The following is a 16,578-nucleotide window of genomic DNA, read 5'->3' on the forward strand; positions in this document are numbered from 1 at the left end:
TCGAACACCTGTGCTGCTCGGGGCCTTGCCACGCCGCGGTGTCCTATAATTCATCTTCAGCTGAGTGGAGCAAAATGTTGTGAAGCGCACATTCATTGGAATGGTCGAGGCTGGTGAGCCACTGATGAGGCAAGCGCTTGAAGCTATCCGACAGGCCCACGAAGCGGAGGCTGCTGGATTGCCAGACCTTGAGGTACAGCGTCTTCACCTATTGGCAGATTCGCTCTATCAGGCGGTCATTGATTTTCAGCTCCTCAAAGCAGGTAAACCACCGTCGACTATCCAGTGAGGACCTGCCGCTACATGACGAAAAAGATACCAGCTCTTCTCCCCGACCACCCCATGTATACCGACGCAGTGGATGCGATGAAGCAATACCACGAGGCGCAGGCTTCTGGCTCATCTGCCGAAGAGGTTGAGCGCCTGCGTCAAATCGCAGAATCACAATTTCGGGCTGTCAGCGAGTATCAGCTCAACGCTCTGGGATATCAGTCTCGTCGTCCGCACTGAAGGGATAACCGATCCGGAGGTAGCTTCAGAATCCATCAAGCCAAGCGGAAGACTCACGACGCGGTCCGATTGATCAGCGAGACGGTCGGGAGGGTTTGCACACAGCCCCAAAAAAAAAGCAGCTCCCGAGAGCTGCTTTTTTCTTACTCCCCCTTTTTGTGCTTGTGGGGTTTCAGGTCCGGATGGTCCTTCTGCTTTTCAGGGGTGACTCGCTGCCTTTTGTCCGGAGTGCCATCTTCATTGGTGCGCTTTGGGCCTGGCTTGATGCTCATGCAAAACTTCCTTTTCCGCTTGGGTTGTTGAATGCAGCTATGTAATTAGTCCAGCTTCTCTCAGCTGTCAAAGCAGGCTGGTGCAGAACCGCCTGGCCGATGATCCGGTCCACATCGAACATTCAGAGGCCAGAATAAGAGCCTCCGACAAAGGGCTTACAAGGGGCAGTGAAATCCAGCGCTGAGCGATACGAAGACGTCTGGACGTTCATCATGCCGAGCACGGTGTGGAACAGGTTGTCGTGGCTCAGCGGTGACGTGGTTTGAGCTTTCAAACAACCCACGTTGACCTTTTCGCTCTTCGCGAGCGAGTCAGACATCCAAAGTACCAACGGCACCTTTGTTTGCTCGTCAGGAGCCATCGCGTAAGGCAGCCCGTGTAGATAGAGCCCACCCTCCCCCAGCGATTCGCCGTGGTCCGAAACGTACATCAGCGCAGTGTCGAACTTGGTGTTGGCCGCCAGGATATCGATGAGATTTGCAGTCACATAATCGGTGTAGAGGATTGAGTTGTCGTAGGCATTGACCACCTCCTCCTGCTTACATTTGTCGAGCTCGTTGGTCTCGCACACCGGTGCGAATTTCTTGAATTGCGAGGGGTAGCGCTTGTAGTAGGCCGGGCCGTGACTGCCTTTGTAGTGGAGCACCAGGACAGCATCGCCTTCCTGGCGCTTGATGAAGTCTTGCATCTCCGTGAGCAGCACCCCGTCCTTACACTCCTCGCTGGTGCACAGTTGGGAATCCGCGTGAGAGGCAGCCTTGTGGTTGGGAACCCTGTCGCAGACCCCTTTGCACCCCGAGTTGTTGTCAGTCCACATGACACTGATGCCAGCGCGTTGAAGCACGTCGAGCAGCCCTTCTCGGCTCTTGGCCAAGCCATCTTTGTACTGGGCCTTACCCACGTCCAGGAACATGCATGGCAGCGAGACCGCGGTAGCGGTACCGCAGGAGCTCACGTTCGTGAAGCTAATGACATTTCGCTTTTCTAGTTCCGGATTCGTTTCACGGGAGTAGCCGTTGAGGGAGAAGTTGGCGGAGCGAGCGGTCTCTCCTACTGCCAGTACCAGCAGCCTGGGTTTACGAGCCGCACCCTGTCGATTAACTACCGCATCAGTACCAATGGCCGTCAGCGTTTTAGGTGAGGCCAGCTGACGCTTCAGGTACCCATGGCCAGCCGCAAACAAGTTGGTAGGTACCAGAATCAGCCGGATCTCCCGATTGTTGCGCAGCAAGGAGGCATACGACTGGTACTGACTCAACGCGATGCCAGATAAGGTCAACAGAGCGAGCGACAGAGCAATGAACCTGCTGACCAAAGCTTTGGCCCAAGGCTTGCGCCGGAGGGGAACCCGGGCAATCAGGTAGACGGGCAACACCCCAACCATTGCGACCCAAAGACCGAGCTTCCAATTCAGCAGCTCGGTTGCCTCAGCGACGTCGGTCTCCACAACGTTGGTGAACATTGTGTAATCGATCACGATGCCGTAGGCATTCATGAAGTAACTCGCAAAAGACGCGCTGATCAGTACCAGGCACAGTATGGGTTTGGCCAGCCGCCCCCATGACAGCAAGCTCAGAACGGTAAACACCCATGCGAATACTATGACTGGGAGGCTAGCCGCTAGCTGCCAGTTCACTTCATCGGTTTTGAATACCAGCTTCCAGAGCACGTTCCAGAGCTCAGCGTTCGCGAATAGCAGTAACCAAAAAGTCACCAGGCCGATTAGCAAATTAGTACTGATGCCTTTCTGCCGCGCATTGCGAATAGCAAAGATCCATTTGCTTAACAGGGTGTGAACAATGGATTTGGAAGGTGTCATTATCAAACTCTGGAAGCTGCTTATCCATGGCGGTAGCTATGGAGTTAGCGGGAGCTACAAGGCAAACCGTCGACAGATGCTGAGCGATTGCGCAATGTGCGGAGCGTCAGAGGCCTTAGGCCCCTAGGCGTTGGGGACGCTTAGTATGTGTGAGGCATAGGGATAAAAAGAGAAATGAATCTCGCTGAGCGCATTATTTCCGGGACCTGATAACGACACGATGACCTCGGGATTACAATGCTGACAGAAATCCAATTACTGCTGTTTTGATTGTCATTGATCACGCTATGATCAAAATTAGGGGGATACTACCCACCAAAAGCAATGCTCCGCTCAGCTAGATAAATTTAATTTCACAAACAAAACGGTTTCGTTTTGTCGTAGGCTAATTTTGAACTTTCAATTCAACTTACAAGTCTTTCTCGCGAGCAGAATATTATTTTCAACTTTTGCTCGTTAATATGTCACCCATCAATGAGGGGCGAATACCATGAGCTTTTTCAAAAACATCCTGGGCGGGCACCATGGCCGTGGAAACCACGGTGGAGGCAAGCACCACAGCGGGGGACATGGGGCCGAGCAATATGATCGCCATGGCCGGCAGCAGGGCTGCGACGGCGGTAATCAGGTGTATGACGGCGGGCGCCCTCCCACTCCTGCCCCCATCAAAGATCTGCAGGGCTGCAGGCAGTGCCGGACGGCCAACGATCCGTCAGCACGCTTTTGTCTAAACTGCGGAACACCGCTATCGAGTGGTTGCACCGCCTGCGGCTCGCTGCTGAGTGCAGGAGCAAGATTTTGCAGTCACTGTGGCCAAGCGACGCTCTAAGGCTAGGTAGACAGGAAGGCCAACGAGACCACAACCCTGCGCAAGGAGAAATACGTGGGTTCAAATCATGACCATGGCAGCGCTGCAGTACGCGAGGGGCATCAGAAGAAGCTAATCATGGCGCTCGGCTTGACTGGCAGCTTCATGATTGCAGAAGTGATCGGTGCGTGGATTACCGGCAGCCTGGCGCTGCTGTCGGACGCATCTCACATGTTCACAGATACTGCCGCCTTGGCGATCTCACTGATTGCACTTCAGATAGCCAAGCGGCCGGCGGATCAGAAAAGAACCTTCGGCTATGCGCGCCTGGAAATTCTGGCTTCGACGTTCAACGCCGTGCTGCTCTTCCTGGTGGCGATGTACATCTTGTATGAGGCCTACCAGCGCTTCTTCATGCCGGCGGAGATCGCTACCGGAGCGATGATGTGGATCGCAATCGCCGGCCTGATCATCAACCTAATTTCGATGCGCCTTCTGGCATCTGCGAGCAACGAAAGCCTCAACGTCAAAGGAGCCTACCTCGAAGTTTGGAGCGACATGCTCGGCTCGCTTGGCGTAATCATCGCGGCACTTATCATCCGCTTCACCGGCTGGACCTGGGTCGACACGATTGTCGCTGTGGCGATCGGCCTTTGGGTTCTGCCGCGGACGTGGCAGTTGCTTCGCGAAAGCCTGGGGATCCTCATGGAGGGTGTCCCGAGGGGGCTCGACGTTACGGCAATCGAGGCCACCATCCTCGGAGTAGATGGCGTGACGGACGTTCATGACTTGCACGTGTGGGCTGTCAGCAGTGGCAGTAACGTGATGACGTCGCACGTAGTGGTTCGGGATTCTGCAGATGGGGATGCTGTGTTGGCGGCCGTCGTGGATGCTGTCAGCGATGCATTCGAAATCCATCACTGCACCATCCAGATCGAGCGGGCAGCTTTCCACGAGAGCGTTCCCTCACCCTCGCACTGACCGATCGGTAAACACCATGCAAACACATCACCCTCCTGGCTGAGGGTGATGTTGCAAAAAAAATGCGGTGAGGGATGCCGTAAACGGCAGGAGCGCTTCAAGGGGGTTGGTGAATGGCTTCGCCTGCCCTCGTCAACAACCTCCAGAAGGCTCAGCGATGGCCTGGATCATCACGAAGTACCTACTCACTGCCGGTATAGTGATTCTCGTGTCAGAGCTGGCGAAACGCAGCGACAAGCTGGGCGGCTTGGTCGCCGCCCTACCCTTGGTCACGGTCGTGACGTTGGTCTGGCTCTATTTAGAGAACCAGAGCATGGAGAAGATCTCCAACCATGCTTGGTACACGTTCTGGTACGTGCTTCCGACCCTACCGATGTTTATTGCTTTTCCATTGCTGCTACCTAAGCTCGGCTTTTGGCCGACACTGATCAGCAGCATCCTCATCACAATGGCCAGCTTCGGAGGCTTCGCCATACTGCTGCGCCGGTTCGGCATTGAGCTTCTATGATCCGGTGGCCGCAGGGATCATCTTGATGAGTCTTAACGGCTATTAACACACTCGCCCTTCACCAGGTAGCGAACCATGTGCAGTTCGCCTTTCGAGTCTTCGTAGGTCATCATGCTTCTTACATTACCGCAGTACCGCACACTGGGTGATACATACACCAACTTACCAACGTCCAGGTCCATGCCATAGGCGTAGTCTTCTAGTTGAGGCATGGGCTTTTTTACGCGTTGAGCATAATCCGCTGTAGCCTCTCTAGCAGTACGCTCGATGCGTTTATTGATCTCCATACCGCTTTGGGCATTGGCTGTTAGTGATGTAAAGAGCAAAAACACGGCGATCGCTGATACAGTAGTGTTCATAAGAAGTCCCTTAATAAAAAAGCGCCCGTAGGGGGGCGCTAAAATTCACCTACCAAAGGAGCGTATGGTTTACAGGTGAATGCACTGGCGCGAACAACTGCTCGGTGCTCTTGCCAAGCTGCTTTGAAATGAGACAATTTCCAAAGCAGCGATGCCTCTTCCGCTGCCCTTAAACTAGCAAAGGAGGCTAACACCAAGATGATCGGGCAATTACAATTTGGACATGTAATAGATTGTAAGATAATTATTCGAGAGAATATCGAGCCGCCACGTGAACTAATTTGCAGAAAGGCGCTGCGGTTTGCGGCCGTGCATGGGGTCTGCCTGCGTGGCGCCCTCGATCCAAGGCCAGTACCAGTCCTTGCAAGCTAACGACCGAAATGCTGCCTGTCCTGGCCGATTCCACCTGCCAGGCGAATCTGTCATACACCGCCGCAGGCCCCAGAATCCGCTATGCTTAGGGGTGGAGCCTGCATGACTGTCAGAAATCTTGCGGCTACATTACAAATTTGTAGGATTTCGCCGCGGCCAGCTTCTTCGCGTTAAGATTCAAGCGTCCTCAGGTGACCCGGCGTATGGACAGAGGTAGCGACTACCACATGCCATACCCTCAGCCAAACTTTCGAACAGCCTGCAACCATAATCTTGGCGGATTAGGCCAACTCCTTCCTCACACCTTGAGATAAGTTATGCGCGTTCTAGTTGTGGAAGACGAAATTAAAACTGCCGAATATCTTCAGCAGGGCCTATCCGAAAGCGGGTATGTCGTAGATATCGTGCACAACGGTGTAGATGCTCTGCACTTGTTCAACACTAATGTCTATTCGTTGGTCCTCCTGGACGTGAACCTCCCGGGTATCGACGGCTGGGACCTGCTGGAAACCATCCGTAAGACCAGCCGGGTCCGCATCATCATGCTGACCGCCCGCGGACGCATCAATGACAAGCTCAAGGGCTTGGACGGCGGCGCGGATGACTACCTTGTGAAGCCATTCGAATTCCCTGAGCTGCTTGCTCGCATCCGTTCGCTGCAACGCCGTGGTGATGAGTTAGTCGAGAAGAGCTCGCTGAAAATTGCCGATCTGGAACTCGACTCCGTCCGCCATCGCGTCTTCCGCGGTGGCACACGCATCGATCTCACCACCAAGGAATTTGCGCTTCTGCACCTGCTCATGAGCCGAACGGGCGAAGCGCTGACTCGCTCTCAGATCATCTCGTTGGTCTGGGATATGAATTTCGATTGCGACACCAATGTCATCGATGTAGCCATCCGGCGCTTGCGCTCGAAGATCGATGACCCGTTTGAAACCAAGCTCATTCACACGCTTCGTGGCGTTGGGTACGTTTTTGAGGAACGCGCATGAGGCCATTCAGCCTGGCTGCAAAGCTGGGGTTAAAAGTTGGGTTGATGAGCGCAGCGTTGCTGCTTCTGTTCGCCACCTTTGGCTATCTGATGGTAGGCAAGGCTCTGGAAAGAAATGCCAGAGCAGACCTGGAAGTAAAGATGGCGGGGATGGCTCACAACCTGTCCACCATCCCGGACATCTCCGGCGTCAACGCGGATGCGCATCAGCTTGTCGATTTGGTCATGGGCCACAACAACCTGTATGTGAGCATATTCGATACCTCACAGAATCAGACTCCCCTGCTCTCGATTGGCTCGAAACAGGTCAATCTGGAGGTGCACAAGTTTCAGCCGGCGGCCCAGCCCAAAGAGCACGAATGGCGTGATACGCAGGACCGTCCTCTGCTGAGTGCTTCTCGAATCATGCGTTTGGGCGATGGAACAGAGGTCAGCGTCTATATGACCATGGACCAGTCATCCAGTGAGGCGCTGCTCGATGCGTTGCTGACCTGGGCCTTGATGATGTCCCCCGTCATCCTCGCACTGATCTTGGCCATTGGCTGGTGGACTGTGCGCAGAGGCCTGCTACCACTGACCAAGTTCCTCAAGATCGCCTCGAAAATCTCAACCGAGAGCCTCGACCATCGCCTTCCAACTGATGGGATGCCGGCAGAACTCAAAATGCTCGCCGACGGCATCAACATCATGCTGGCTCGCCTGGATGATGGGGTTCAGCAGCTCTCGCAGTTTTCTGACGACCTTGCTCACGAACTTCGAGCACCGCTTTCCAACCTGATGGGCAAGGCCCAGGTTGCCTTGACCAGAGAACGATCGCTTTCCGAGTACCGGGAGGTTCTGGAGTCGTGCACAGAAGAGCTGGACCGCATGAGCCGCATGGTTTCCGACATGCTGTTCTTGGCCCAGGTCAGTCATCCAGCATCAATGGTGGAGTTCGAATCCGTCTCCTTGGTCGACGAGGTTCAGCGAGTGTGCGAGCTCTTCAGCATTTCAGCAGAAGAAGGCGAGATTCAGCTGCAGATCTCCGGCAGTGATGACGTGGTGCGCGGGAATCGCCTGATGGTTCAACGTGCCGTCTCGAATCTGGTCTCGAACGCGATCCGTTACTGCCCTCGCGGCCGCACGGTCTACGTTAAGGTGCAGCATAGTGCGAGCGGTACGACGTTGAGTGTCGGCAACCCCGGCCGTGGTATTGCCAAGGAACACCACGCGCACTTGTTTGAGCGGTTCTACCGTGTGGACAAGAGCCGAGCACGGAGCGAAGGCGGTACCGGTCTTGGCTTGGCCATTGTGCAGTCGATCATGAGTCTGCACCAGGGATCGGCGAGCGTGGAGGTGACCGAAGAAAACTTCACCTGGTTCCACCTTCACTTTCCGGAAGCCCAGCAAATGCAGCCGGCAATGACCGCCGCTTAAATTGCGCAGACACGATTAGGCCCGTCAATCGACGGGCCTTTTGTTTGCCTCAATGCATCAGTGCCGAAGGACCACAGGGTCCATGGGCGACCGCAGAATCACCGACTTAATAATCTTCTGTTCGTCAGGATTGGCGTTTTTCCACAGGTGTGAGAAGTACTGAGCATTCACTTTCTCTTGAGCACTTACGCTGCCGGCGGCATCGATCAGGCGCATGGTCGAGTAGACACAGATCAGCGCCAGAATGAAGAACGCCGTGGCGACCACCATCACATAACGCTTGGCCAGCACCGGTGCCCGCTTGAGCTCCTGGATAGAGGCGTCCGCCGCCTTTGTCGCTGCTGTAAGCTCCGAGATCAGTGGCTGGATGGCGGTGTCGACTCCGCGGCATGCAGCTGAATACGCTGATGCAGCGGCGCGCAAGGCAACCTCCTCCGCGTTCGACCAAGCCTTCTCCGCCTTTCGCACCTCCTCCTGAATCTGCCGGCCGACAGCGTCCACCTGCTCCACCAGTTCGTTCGACCTCTCCAGAACAGCGCTGGAGGTGCGCGTCTGCGAGGTCAGCTCATCGAGCTGGACAGTGAGTTTTTCAGTGCAGCGGCGAAAGTCACCGATAGCAACTGCCCAGGGCTCTATGTCATTCATGGCTATCTCCTAGGGCGGCCAACAACGCCGCGCTGAATTAACGCGCTAGATATCAAAATTGTAATTTAAGAGAAAATTCGAAGTCGCCCTCGACAGTGCCGAGATAGACATGATCCTTCCAGATTTGAAGATTTAACGCATCCTATCTGCAGCCAAAATTACGGAATTGTAATTATTGACTCACCTTGTCGTTAGCTTCGCGTTCCTAAACTACAAACCAACAAAGGCCGCTAATCAGGTTGGCCTAGTATGAACCGAGGTTCACAATGAAATTTGTCAAATCTATCGCTATTGGCAGCCTGCTGCTGGGTCTCATGGGTACCGCTTACGCTGAAGGCGGCTTCGAGCGAACGAAACAGTTCAACGAGAACTTCCGAACCGAACAGGCTCGCCTATGGAGCGATGACTCTTCGGACCAGAACAAACAACAAGTCGCTCAAGAGCAAAAGAAAGAAAGCAAGGATGGTAAGGAACAAGCCGACAATTAATCGGCGGTTAAATAGGACTTCAAATGACGAAAGAAATCGACAAAAAAGCCAGGGTAAAACCTGGCTTTTTTGTGCTTGGAATTTAGCCTTCGTTCTTGCGAGGCGTTTCCGCATTGCTTTCTCCGGCCAGACCCTCGGCACCTTGTGCGGGGCGTTTCCAATGGCACAGCAGGAGCTGGCTGGCGTTCGCTTCGGTGATCGATGTGCAAGCTAGATCAGCGGGCAGACCATCCTTGCTGTCTCGCAAGCGCCTGGACAGATAGAACGAGCCATCCCGCGGCCACTTGGCAGGATCCTTGATGTTCTCGGACTTCCCGCTGCTGTAAAACTCCGACGAGTATGAGCGGCGGCCAGGATAGATCAGGGGAGCGGAATGAGCAGACTGCACATTGAGCCAGGCTTGAACCACATCCCGCTGATTCTGAGGGCGCTCCTCTAGTACCCCGGCGTAGATGATGCCCGCACCGATGATTGGCAACACCAATGCGCTCGCAGCGGCAGCCCAGGTGGTCTTCGGGCCAACTTCGCTGACCCGTGCAGACAGCAGCAATGCCCACGCTGGCAGCGCGGGTAGCAGGTAGGTCCACAGAATGTTGCCTGCAAATGTGAAGAAGACCGGTGTCGCCAAGGCCCACAGCCAGAGGTAGGCTTTGAAGCGCTGCATCGATCCACGCTTGCGGATCAACAGTGGTAGAAACAAGGCCCATGGCAGTAGCGACAATCCGAGCTGGATCCAGATGCTGCCGTACGGCTTGGCATGAGCACTACCATAGAGGTCCCCTGCCCAGTTACTGACGACGTAGCGGCTCCAGTGCTCACCAACGAAGAAGTACTCCATGAAGCCGGGCGTTTTCATCTCGGCCGCGACATACCATGGCACGGATATACCGAACATGAGTACAAGGCCGCTAATCCAGGGAAGCCTCAGTACCCGTCCCCATTCCTTGTAGATAACGAACCAGGCGAATGCCGGCGCCCCCATAAGCACCAGGGTCAGCGGCCCTTTGGCAAGCAAGCCCAGCCCGAGACCTGCGAACATCAGGTAGGCATCCGCCTTGCTGGCGCACTTCATCCAACGCCAGAAACCGTAGCTGGCCAGCAGAATCGAGAACGACAAAACAGGGTCAGTCAGCACAACACCGCTGGAGACCAGGCCAAGTGTGGTGCTGGAAAAAATAATGGCAGCCCAGATGCCGGCGTTACGAGAAATCTGCTGCGTGCCGAGTTTGATGATGATGAAACAGCTTGCCAGGTGGAGTAGCCACGCTGGGAAGCGCGCAGCGAACTCGTTAACGCCGAAGACCGTCATGCTCGCGGCCTGGGTCCAGAAGGACAACGGAGGCTTGCCCCAGAACGGTACCCCGTAGTCGAACATGGGCGTGATCCAGTCATTCAACTCGACCATCTTGCGAGCCATTTCAGCGTAACGGGCCTCAGATGTGTCCATCAGCGGGTAGATGCCCAGCCCCACCAAACGCAATAGCAAAATCGAACCCAGGACCCACCACAGCGTCCTCTCGTTCTTCAGGTTCAGCATTTCTTACCCTCGATCGAAGCCATCGAAGGGTGGAGTGACACGGGATCTGCCTTGTTGCTGTGCTTCAGGAAATAGAGAGGCCGGCGCTTCACTTCCGCGAGTGTCACGCCCAGGTACTCCCCCACCATGGCGACACCGACGCACATGAATGAAGCCATTCCGACGATCAGGTGATGGATGTCGAAACTGCCTGCCACAAGCGACGCAAGCATGTAGCAGATGCTGGAGACGAAAAGACCGAAACTGATGAGGCTGAAAATGCGCAGTGGTTTGCGAGAGAAGCTGACGATGCTCTCGATGGCCAGATTGAACAGGCCAGCTGCATTCCATTTGGTGCTCCCGGCATGGCGAACAGTGCGATTGTAGGGGAGTTCGATGGTACGAAAGCCTACCCAGCCGATCATGCCTTTGAGAATCCTGGAGCGTTCATCCAGGGCCCGCAGGGCTGCCAGCGGCGCAGGCCCAATCAATCGGAAATCGCTGACATCGGCCGGCATGTCCACCTTCTCCACCAGGCGCTGCATGACCCAGTAGTAAGCCCGGGCACTCATGCGCTTGAACCACGAATCACCGATTCTCAGGTTGCGCTGCATGTTCACCACGTCGTAGCCGCGTTGCCAGTAGTCCACCATGGCCGCGATGAGCTCTGGTGGATCCTGCAGGTCGACATCAATGAAGATCAGCGCACTGCCACGGGCATGGTCTATCCCGGCGCTCAGTGCAGCCTCTTTGCCGAAGTTGCGACTCAGGGACAGGCAACGTACAGATGACCCATCCTGATAGTGGCGAAGAATGTCGGCCGTCCGGTCATTACTGCCGTCGTCGACATAGAGGATTTCGCAGGAGACGGGTAAGCGCTTCACCACGCGGGTGATTCGCTGGTGGAACTCGGGGATGGTTTCCTCTTCCTGGAAGCAAGGGACCACGATGGTTAACAAGGGATCAGGGCGCTCGGGAAAGCGATGTAATGTCTGCATGATTGAATGTCCAAAAACGATGTGCAATGAATCCAAGTGCAGTGAGGCTTAAGGTCACTACGACTTGGGAGATGAGCGGTGACAGATTCGACTTGATGAGGAACCACATACCCACGCCATTGCCGAAGTTTGTGGTTAACGCGACCAGTGCAAACCTGACAGGCTGAAACTTACGAGAGCCATCTGCCACAAAACAGAGCGCCCTATTTCCAATGAAGCTCGCGATTGCGCCAACCATGCCGCCACAGATACTGGCCAGTAACGGAGTAACGAATTCTGTCGTAACCAGCAATAGGAACACCGCATAATGGACTCCCGTTGCTATGAAGCCGATCCCCAGATAACGAATCAGTAAGGTAGTAAGAGGTGGGGTTTGATTTTCCATGCCCAAAGCCTATGGAGGCAAAGGTGAAAAAATAGTGAACTAAATGTAAATGCGTAATTAGCCGAATCTATATATGGTAAGTAACAAGTCGGCGCACTAGGCTAGCACGCTACAATATCAGAGGGATTGCCTGAAAATTACGCTTTCGAAATAAAAGCCTTCCGATAACGCATGCATGACCCGTGGATTACAATGTTGACAAGATAAGGAAACACCGGGTGGCATTGAGATAGATTCCCCGAATTAAGGGGGACCTAATGGTTACACAAAATGAAACATATACAAGCAGCGTTGTTCCTTACAGCCCTGACATATTGGATGATTTGCCAATTGATGATCAGCTGGCCGTAGAGTTTTTCGCAACAGCACGTTGTGCCAGTTTCAAACAGGCTGCCCGAGGGCTCAATGTGCCAGTGGTAGGCCTGCGGAAACGCTTGGAGAAACTGGAAGAGCACATTGGTGCTCCCGTGTTTGTCTACAAACACAACAAGCTTGCCCTGACCCGCACAGGCGAGAGGGTCAGCCATTACCTGTGCCAGCTCTTCGGCCCAGACGGCCTTGGCAAGTCCGGTGAAAAGGAAGTCCCCAGGCTTACCATCGCGATCACAGAGCCAGTGCTGAACGACATCGTAAACCGCGATCTAGTCGCCTACGTGCGTGATCATGCCGAAATGCAGCTGGAAATCCATTCAGAATGCACAACGCAGATGCTTTCTGAGTGTGAAGTCGATGTGGGTATCGCTTTGGTGAGCCCAGATGATAAAGGCGCGCTTGATCGCCATCCTACGTATAGGTTTGAAAGGCTTGGCCGGATTGGGCACGCCCTGTTCATTTCCAGCCGCTATTCAAGAAGCGTCACCCTTCCAGTGGAGAGCTTGGATTTGCACAACTTCATGCTCGTTGTCCCTTGGGATGAAGAGATCTTGGCGGGCTCACGAAAGTGGGCATCGATAATGGCTGAGCATCAGGGCGGTACCACTCGGGTCAAGAGCTACAACCTATCACGAGGCCTTGTCGTTGGCGGTGCGTGTATTGGAGTGCTGCCCGACTACAGCCGAAAACTGGAGAGAAATATCCTACCCGTGCCGGGTTTCCTGGACGACCTGGAGGAGAAAGATGTCTATCTTGTTATCAAAACGAAGCTTGTCCGCAATCCGCAGGTTTTGGAAATTCGAAGATTGATCAAGAAGAGCTTCTTTGATAAGAAGGACTGGCTTGTTCGGTAACAGTTTTGTTAGGTTTCAAACTCCTCCGTTAACACTACAGAAACACAACTGTCATATTCGCTTGCAACCTAGTCAGAGTGCTTAGAACAAAGGCATCTTGTTACAGCGGGTGACAACCGTGGCCTGCTCCCATCTGCAAGATAAATTTAGGCCGGCGCAGGGCGAAATATAACGTCGGTAGCTAAGCACTTAACATACGAGAGGCAAGCAATGATCCGTTCTTCGAACATGCGGGAAAAGCTGTTGGCTGCCGCAATAATAGGCACATTTTCCTCGCAAGCATTCTCCGGAACAGTAACCACTGACGGAGCTGACATCGTTCTGAAGACCAAGGGCGGTCTTGAAGTATCGACTTCTGACAAGGAATTCAGTTTCAAACTGGGCGGCCGAGTTCAGGCCGACTACGGCCGTTTCGATGGTGTCTTCACCAAGAATGGCGATACCGCTGACGCAGGCTACTTCCGTCGCGCCTACCTTGAGCTCGGTGGCGTGCTGTACCGCGACTGGAAGTATCAGCTCAACTACGACCTTTCCCGCAACACGGGCAACGACTCCGACGGCTACTTCGACGAAGCCAGCCTGACCTACACGGGTTTCAAGCCGGTGCAACTGCGCTTTGGCCGTTTCTACACCGACTTCGGTCTTGAGAAAGCCACCAGTTCGAAGTGGACCACCGCCATGGAGCGGAACCTCTCGTACGACCTGGCGGACTGGATCAACGACAACGCCGGCATGGGTGTTCAAGCCACCAGCACCATCGCTGACATGGCTTATGTTTCCGGTAGCGTTTTCAGCGAAACCAATAACAACTCGGATGGCGACAGCACCAAGCGCTACAACGTACGTGGCGTGTTCGCACCGCTGCACAGTGATGGCAACGTCCTGCACGTCGGTGCTCAGTACGCTTACCGCGACCTCAAAAACAGTGCGGTCGATACCCGGATTCGTTCGCGTCTGGGCGTCCGCGGTGTAGATACCAATGGCGGCGGCGATGCCGGCACCAACGGCAACCGCATGCTGTTTGGCGGTGCTGCTGCACAAGATGGCCTGTGGAAGGACGACTCGGTCTGGGGTCTCGAAGGTGCCTGGGCCACCGGCCCGTTCTCGGTTCAAGCGGAATACCTTCGCCGCAAGCTGAAAGCTGACCAGGCCAACAACGACATGAAGGCCTCCGGTTACTACGCCCAGATGGCTTACACCCTGACCGGCGAGCCGCGTATCTACAAGCTCGATGGTGCCAAGTTCGACACTATCAAACCAGAGAACAAGGAACTGGGGGCCTGGGAAGTCTTCTACCGCTTTGACGATATCAAGGTCGAAGACGGCAACCTGGTCACCGCGGCGGACCAATCGAACGAGCGCAAGGCCAAGAGCCACACGGTGGGTGTGAACTGGTACGTCAACGAGGCGGTGAAAGTCAGTGCCAACTACATCAACGTGCGCACCGACAACAACGAGAACACCGTGGGCGACGACAGCGGCAATGCCATCGTGACCCGCCTGCAATACGTCTTCTGATCCCTCTCATCAGTCTGACGTGAGAAAGCCGGAAGCGCTCAACGTGCTTCCGGCTTTCCTGTTTCTGGAGGTGATCAAGCATGGAGCGCCCTCCTCCTACCTGCTTTCGCTTACCGATGACCGCTCTTGCCAAAGCTCGGCGAATCTGATGTGATTGCCGCGTCGGGCTTTGCATGGTGGCCGTGCAAGCAAATCAAACCTGACTCCTATTCATGATTGAACCTGATTCGACGTCCAGCTTCGCGTCTAACGGCCCTACAAGCGCAGCTACCCCAACGTCGCTCATTAGGGGATAGTCATGTCTGCAAAAAAGCTGCTTCAACCTCTCGCTGCTCAGCTGCACGCCTCGTTCTCGGCTTCTGGCCGCCCGTACTCTCATCTGCACCTCCACCAGCTGTTCCACGCGGCCATCGGCTCCGTTGCACCGCAAGTTGCCATCCAAGACAAGCTGCCAATTCAGGTCTGTCGTGACAACGAGACACGGCAGTACAACCTCTACGCGGCGGTCGAGCGGGCGAAAACGTGCTTAGGATTGACCGATCTTCAAGCAGTCGGTGTGGCTGAAGAAGTCATTGAGGTGCTACGAACTGCGGGAATCGGCGTGAACCAGGTTCGCCTGCTCCTTGACCCCTCCTTCAGCTCGAAGACTCGCAAAAAGGCCTTCAAGGCTCTCTGCAAGAACCTGGATCTGAACGAGCTAGGCGATCGCTTCGTCCCCAAGACTGCCACGTTGGCCATCGCTGCTGGTATTGCGCCGCCTCCCAAAATGTCGTGGAAGGATCGCTTCGCCCTGGCTGCAAATTCCCCCATGCGGGGGCCAAGCGAGCTCATCAGCATGGTCAACCGGGATGAGTGTTATCTGTGGGTATTCCCACCGACTGACCATCATGCGACGGCTCCAGCGACGCATGACCGTTTCTTTGGTGAAAAGACCCACCCGAGCGCAGAAATGGGCATGGGGTTCAGCATCATCGATTCCGGCTGGACCCGCCCCAAGTACCCGCTATCCAGGCAGTCACAAGAGACCTTCATCCAGTATTCGCTTTCTGCGCCGATGTGGTCCTGGCGCGCACAAAGTGACACCTGGCGCCTGGGAAACATCCTGCGTTCAAGAATCCTTGACGGGGCTCCTTGGCATAACGAGCCTCTGAGTGACGTGCTTCCGAGCGGCCTTAAATCCCTGCCCCGGATCTATGGGTGCGAAACCTGCCGAACGCTGTTCATTGAGAATCACAGCGACTACCCGGATGTACCCACTCAGTGCCAATGCGGTGAGGCGAGCAGCACGGGTGACCAAAACGAGTCATCTGCTCTCAATAGCTGATTTTCCTTACGGTGGCGGGCTGAGCCCCCCGTTAGGGATTGGCTATGGGAGCGGGATTCGCTCACCCCAAACCTGAAGGCGCCGCCACCTAACCGAGCGATATGAGCTGAATGCTCGCGGAGTAGATATGCAAAAGAGTAAAAACAAACAGGACACCCTGGCGGCGATCAATGCGCTTGTCGAGATTGCGTATGATCAGGGATTTGCGGACGGACACGGAGTCGGCAATCAAGTCGGTTTCGTAGCCGGTGTCATGAGCCTCAAAGCTGCATTGGCCTGCGGCTTACGGCATGGCTCACCTGAGTGCGGAAAGGCCCTTGAAAGCCTCAAGCGCATCGGGATCGACGAGTGAGAGAAAAGTACGGGTCGTGCGCTGATCGCGCACGACCCGTACTTCTACTTCAGGTCATTTCCCTGCTTAGCTTCATGATTGAAGCTCAG

The 16,578-nt window shown here is 54.9% G+C and carries 19 protein-coding genes; 12 read left to right on the forward strand and 7 right to left on the reverse strand.

The genetic code is table 11. The features are described from left to right. The first annotated feature begins 79 nt into the window (after nucleotides 1-79). Nucleotides 80-289: a hypothetical protein gene (locus APH28_RS04335; RefSeq protein WP_015268418.1), complete on the forward strand. Its 210-nt coding sequence runs from the start codon at nucleotides 80-82 to the stop codon at nucleotides 287-289. Between the two features lie 14 nt (nucleotides 290-303). Next, the gene (locus tag APH28_RS04340) at nucleotides 304-510 is read left to right on the forward strand and encodes a hypothetical protein (RefSeq protein WP_011953104.1); all 207 of its coding nucleotides are present in this window, start codon (nucleotides 304-306) and stop codon (nucleotides 508-510) included. Nucleotides 511-653: 143 nt separating this feature from the next. Here the strand turns inward: APH28_RS04340 and APH28_RS29100 are convergent, their stop codons facing one another. Beyond that, nucleotides 654-782, reverse strand: a complete 129-nt coding sequence (locus APH28_RS29100; RefSeq protein ID WP_003253468.1) for a hypothetical protein — start codon at nucleotides 780-782, stop codon at nucleotides 654-656. 122 nt (nucleotides 783-904) lie between these two features. Next, a complete protein-coding gene (locus tag APH28_RS04345; protein ID WP_003298414.1) occupies nucleotides 905-2,602 on the reverse strand; it encodes a phosphoethanolamine transferase in 1,698 nt (565 codons plus the stop codon). Nucleotides 2,603-3,092: 490 nt separating this feature from the next. Between APH28_RS04345 and APH28_RS27790 the strand changes: the two genes are divergently transcribed. The 3 genes from APH28_RS27790 (at nucleotide 3,093) to APH28_RS04360 (ending at nucleotide 4,899) form a co-directional block, all read left to right on the forward strand. After that, complete coding sequence (locus APH28_RS27790) at nucleotides 3,093-3,431, forward strand: zinc ribbon domain-containing protein (RefSeq protein WP_071890582.1); 339 nt, start codon at nucleotides 3,093-3,095, stop codon at nucleotides 3,429-3,431. 54 nt (nucleotides 3,432-3,485) lie between these two features. Next, a complete protein-coding gene (locus APH28_RS04355; protein WP_010951438.1) occupies nucleotides 3,486-4,391 on the forward strand; it encodes a cation diffusion facilitator family transporter in 906 nt (301 codons plus the stop codon). Between the two features lie 157 nt (nucleotides 4,392-4,548). Next, on the forward strand, nucleotides 4,549-4,899 hold the full coding sequence (locus APH28_RS04360; protein WP_011953105.1) for a DUF3147 family protein: 351 nt from the start codon (nucleotides 4,549-4,551) through the stop codon (nucleotides 4,897-4,899). Between the two features lie 32 nt (nucleotides 4,900-4,931). Here the strand turns inward: APH28_RS04360 and APH28_RS04365 are convergent, their stop codons facing one another. Next, on the reverse strand, nucleotides 4,932-5,258 hold the full coding sequence (locus APH28_RS04365) for a DUF2790 domain-containing protein (protein WP_011953106.1): 327 nt from the start codon (nucleotides 5,256-5,258) through the stop codon (nucleotides 4,932-4,934). A gap of 689 nt (nucleotides 5,259-5,947) precedes the next feature. On the opposite strand from APH28_RS04365, the gene APH28_RS04370 reads away from it, so the two are divergent. Together APH28_RS04370 and APH28_RS04375 are read left to right on the forward strand one after the other, a co-directional pair. Next, the gene (locus APH28_RS04370) at nucleotides 5,948-6,622 is read left to right on the forward strand and encodes a heavy metal response regulator transcription factor (protein ID WP_003253457.1); all 675 of its coding nucleotides are present in this window, start codon (nucleotides 5,948-5,950) and stop codon (nucleotides 6,620-6,622) included. Next, nucleotides 6,619-8,037: a heavy metal sensor histidine kinase gene (locus APH28_RS04375; RefSeq protein ID WP_011953107.1), complete on the forward strand. Its 1,419-nt coding sequence runs from the start codon at nucleotides 6,619-6,621 to the stop codon at nucleotides 8,035-8,037. The genes APH28_RS04370 and APH28_RS04375 overlap by 4 nt, the downstream gene beginning before the upstream one ends. Before the next feature lie 57 nt (nucleotides 8,038-8,094). Here APH28_RS04375 and APH28_RS04380 read toward each other — a convergent pair whose 3' ends face one another. Beyond that, nucleotides 8,095-8,682, reverse strand: a complete 588-nt coding sequence (locus APH28_RS04380; protein ID WP_010951442.1) for a hypothetical protein — start codon at nucleotides 8,680-8,682, stop codon at nucleotides 8,095-8,097. Nucleotides 8,683-8,948: 266 nt separating this feature from the next. Between APH28_RS04380 and APH28_RS04385 the strand changes: the two genes are divergently transcribed. Continuing rightward, nucleotides 8,949-9,170, forward strand: a complete 222-nt coding sequence (locus tag APH28_RS04385) for a hypothetical protein (protein ID WP_010951443.1) — start codon at nucleotides 8,949-8,951, stop codon at nucleotides 9,168-9,170. An 82-nt stretch (nucleotides 9,171-9,252) separates the two neighbouring features. Here the strand turns inward: APH28_RS04385 and APH28_RS04390 are convergent, their stop codons facing one another. From APH28_RS04390 to APH28_RS27795, 3 genes are read right to left on the reverse strand one after another with little or no spacing between them, the layout of a single operon-like run. Then, nucleotides 9,253-10,707 carry a phospholipid carrier-dependent glycosyltransferase gene (locus APH28_RS04390; RefSeq protein WP_010951444.1) on the reverse strand — a complete coding sequence of 485 codons (1,455 nt, stop codon included), beginning with the start codon at nucleotides 10,705-10,707 and terminating at the stop codon, nucleotides 9,253-9,255. Beyond that, nucleotides 10,701-11,684 (reverse strand): glycosyltransferase family 2 protein, encoded by a 984-nt coding sequence (locus tag APH28_RS04395; protein ID WP_010951445.1) that lies wholly within the window; start codon nucleotides 11,682-11,684, stop codon nucleotides 10,701-10,703. The genes APH28_RS04390 and APH28_RS04395 overlap by 7 nt, the downstream gene beginning before the upstream one ends. After that, nucleotides 11,650-12,069: a GtrA family protein gene (locus APH28_RS27795; protein ID WP_010951446.1), complete on the reverse strand. Its 420-nt coding sequence runs from the start codon at nucleotides 12,067-12,069 to the stop codon at nucleotides 11,650-11,652. The genes APH28_RS04395 and APH28_RS27795 overlap by 35 nt, the downstream gene beginning before the upstream one ends. Before the next feature lie 257 nt (nucleotides 12,070-12,326). Between APH28_RS27795 and APH28_RS04400 the strand changes: the two genes are divergently transcribed. The 4 genes from APH28_RS04400 (at nucleotide 12,327) to APH28_RS04415 (ending at nucleotide 16,489) form a co-directional block, all read left to right on the forward strand. Continuing rightward, nucleotides 12,327-13,295 (forward strand): LysR family transcriptional regulator, encoded by a 969-nt coding sequence (locus APH28_RS04400; RefSeq protein WP_011953108.1) that lies wholly within the window; start codon nucleotides 12,327-12,329, stop codon nucleotides 13,293-13,295. Nucleotides 13,296-13,505: 210 nt separating this feature from the next. Next, complete coding sequence (locus APH28_RS04405) at nucleotides 13,506-14,813, forward strand: OprO/OprP family phosphate-selective porin (protein WP_009395904.1); 1,308 nt, start codon at nucleotides 13,506-13,508, stop codon at nucleotides 14,811-14,813. Nucleotides 14,814-15,111: 298 nt separating this feature from the next. Beyond that, entirely contained in the window at nucleotides 15,112-16,137 is a 1,026-nt protein-coding gene (locus APH28_RS04410; RefSeq protein ID WP_011953109.1) for a hypothetical protein, read from the forward strand. 127 nt (nucleotides 16,138-16,264) lie between these two features. Next, nucleotides 16,265-16,489: a hypothetical protein gene (locus APH28_RS04415; RefSeq protein WP_010951451.1), complete on the forward strand. Its 225-nt coding sequence runs from the start codon at nucleotides 16,265-16,267 to the stop codon at nucleotides 16,487-16,489. The last annotated feature ends 89 nt before the right edge of the window (nucleotides 16,490-16,578 follow it).

The organism is Pseudomonas sp. NBRC 111124 (assembly GCF_001320245.1).
In the GTDB taxonomy this organism is placed as follows: domain Bacteria; phylum Pseudomonadota; class Gammaproteobacteria; order Pseudomonadales; family Pseudomonadaceae; genus Aquipseudomonas.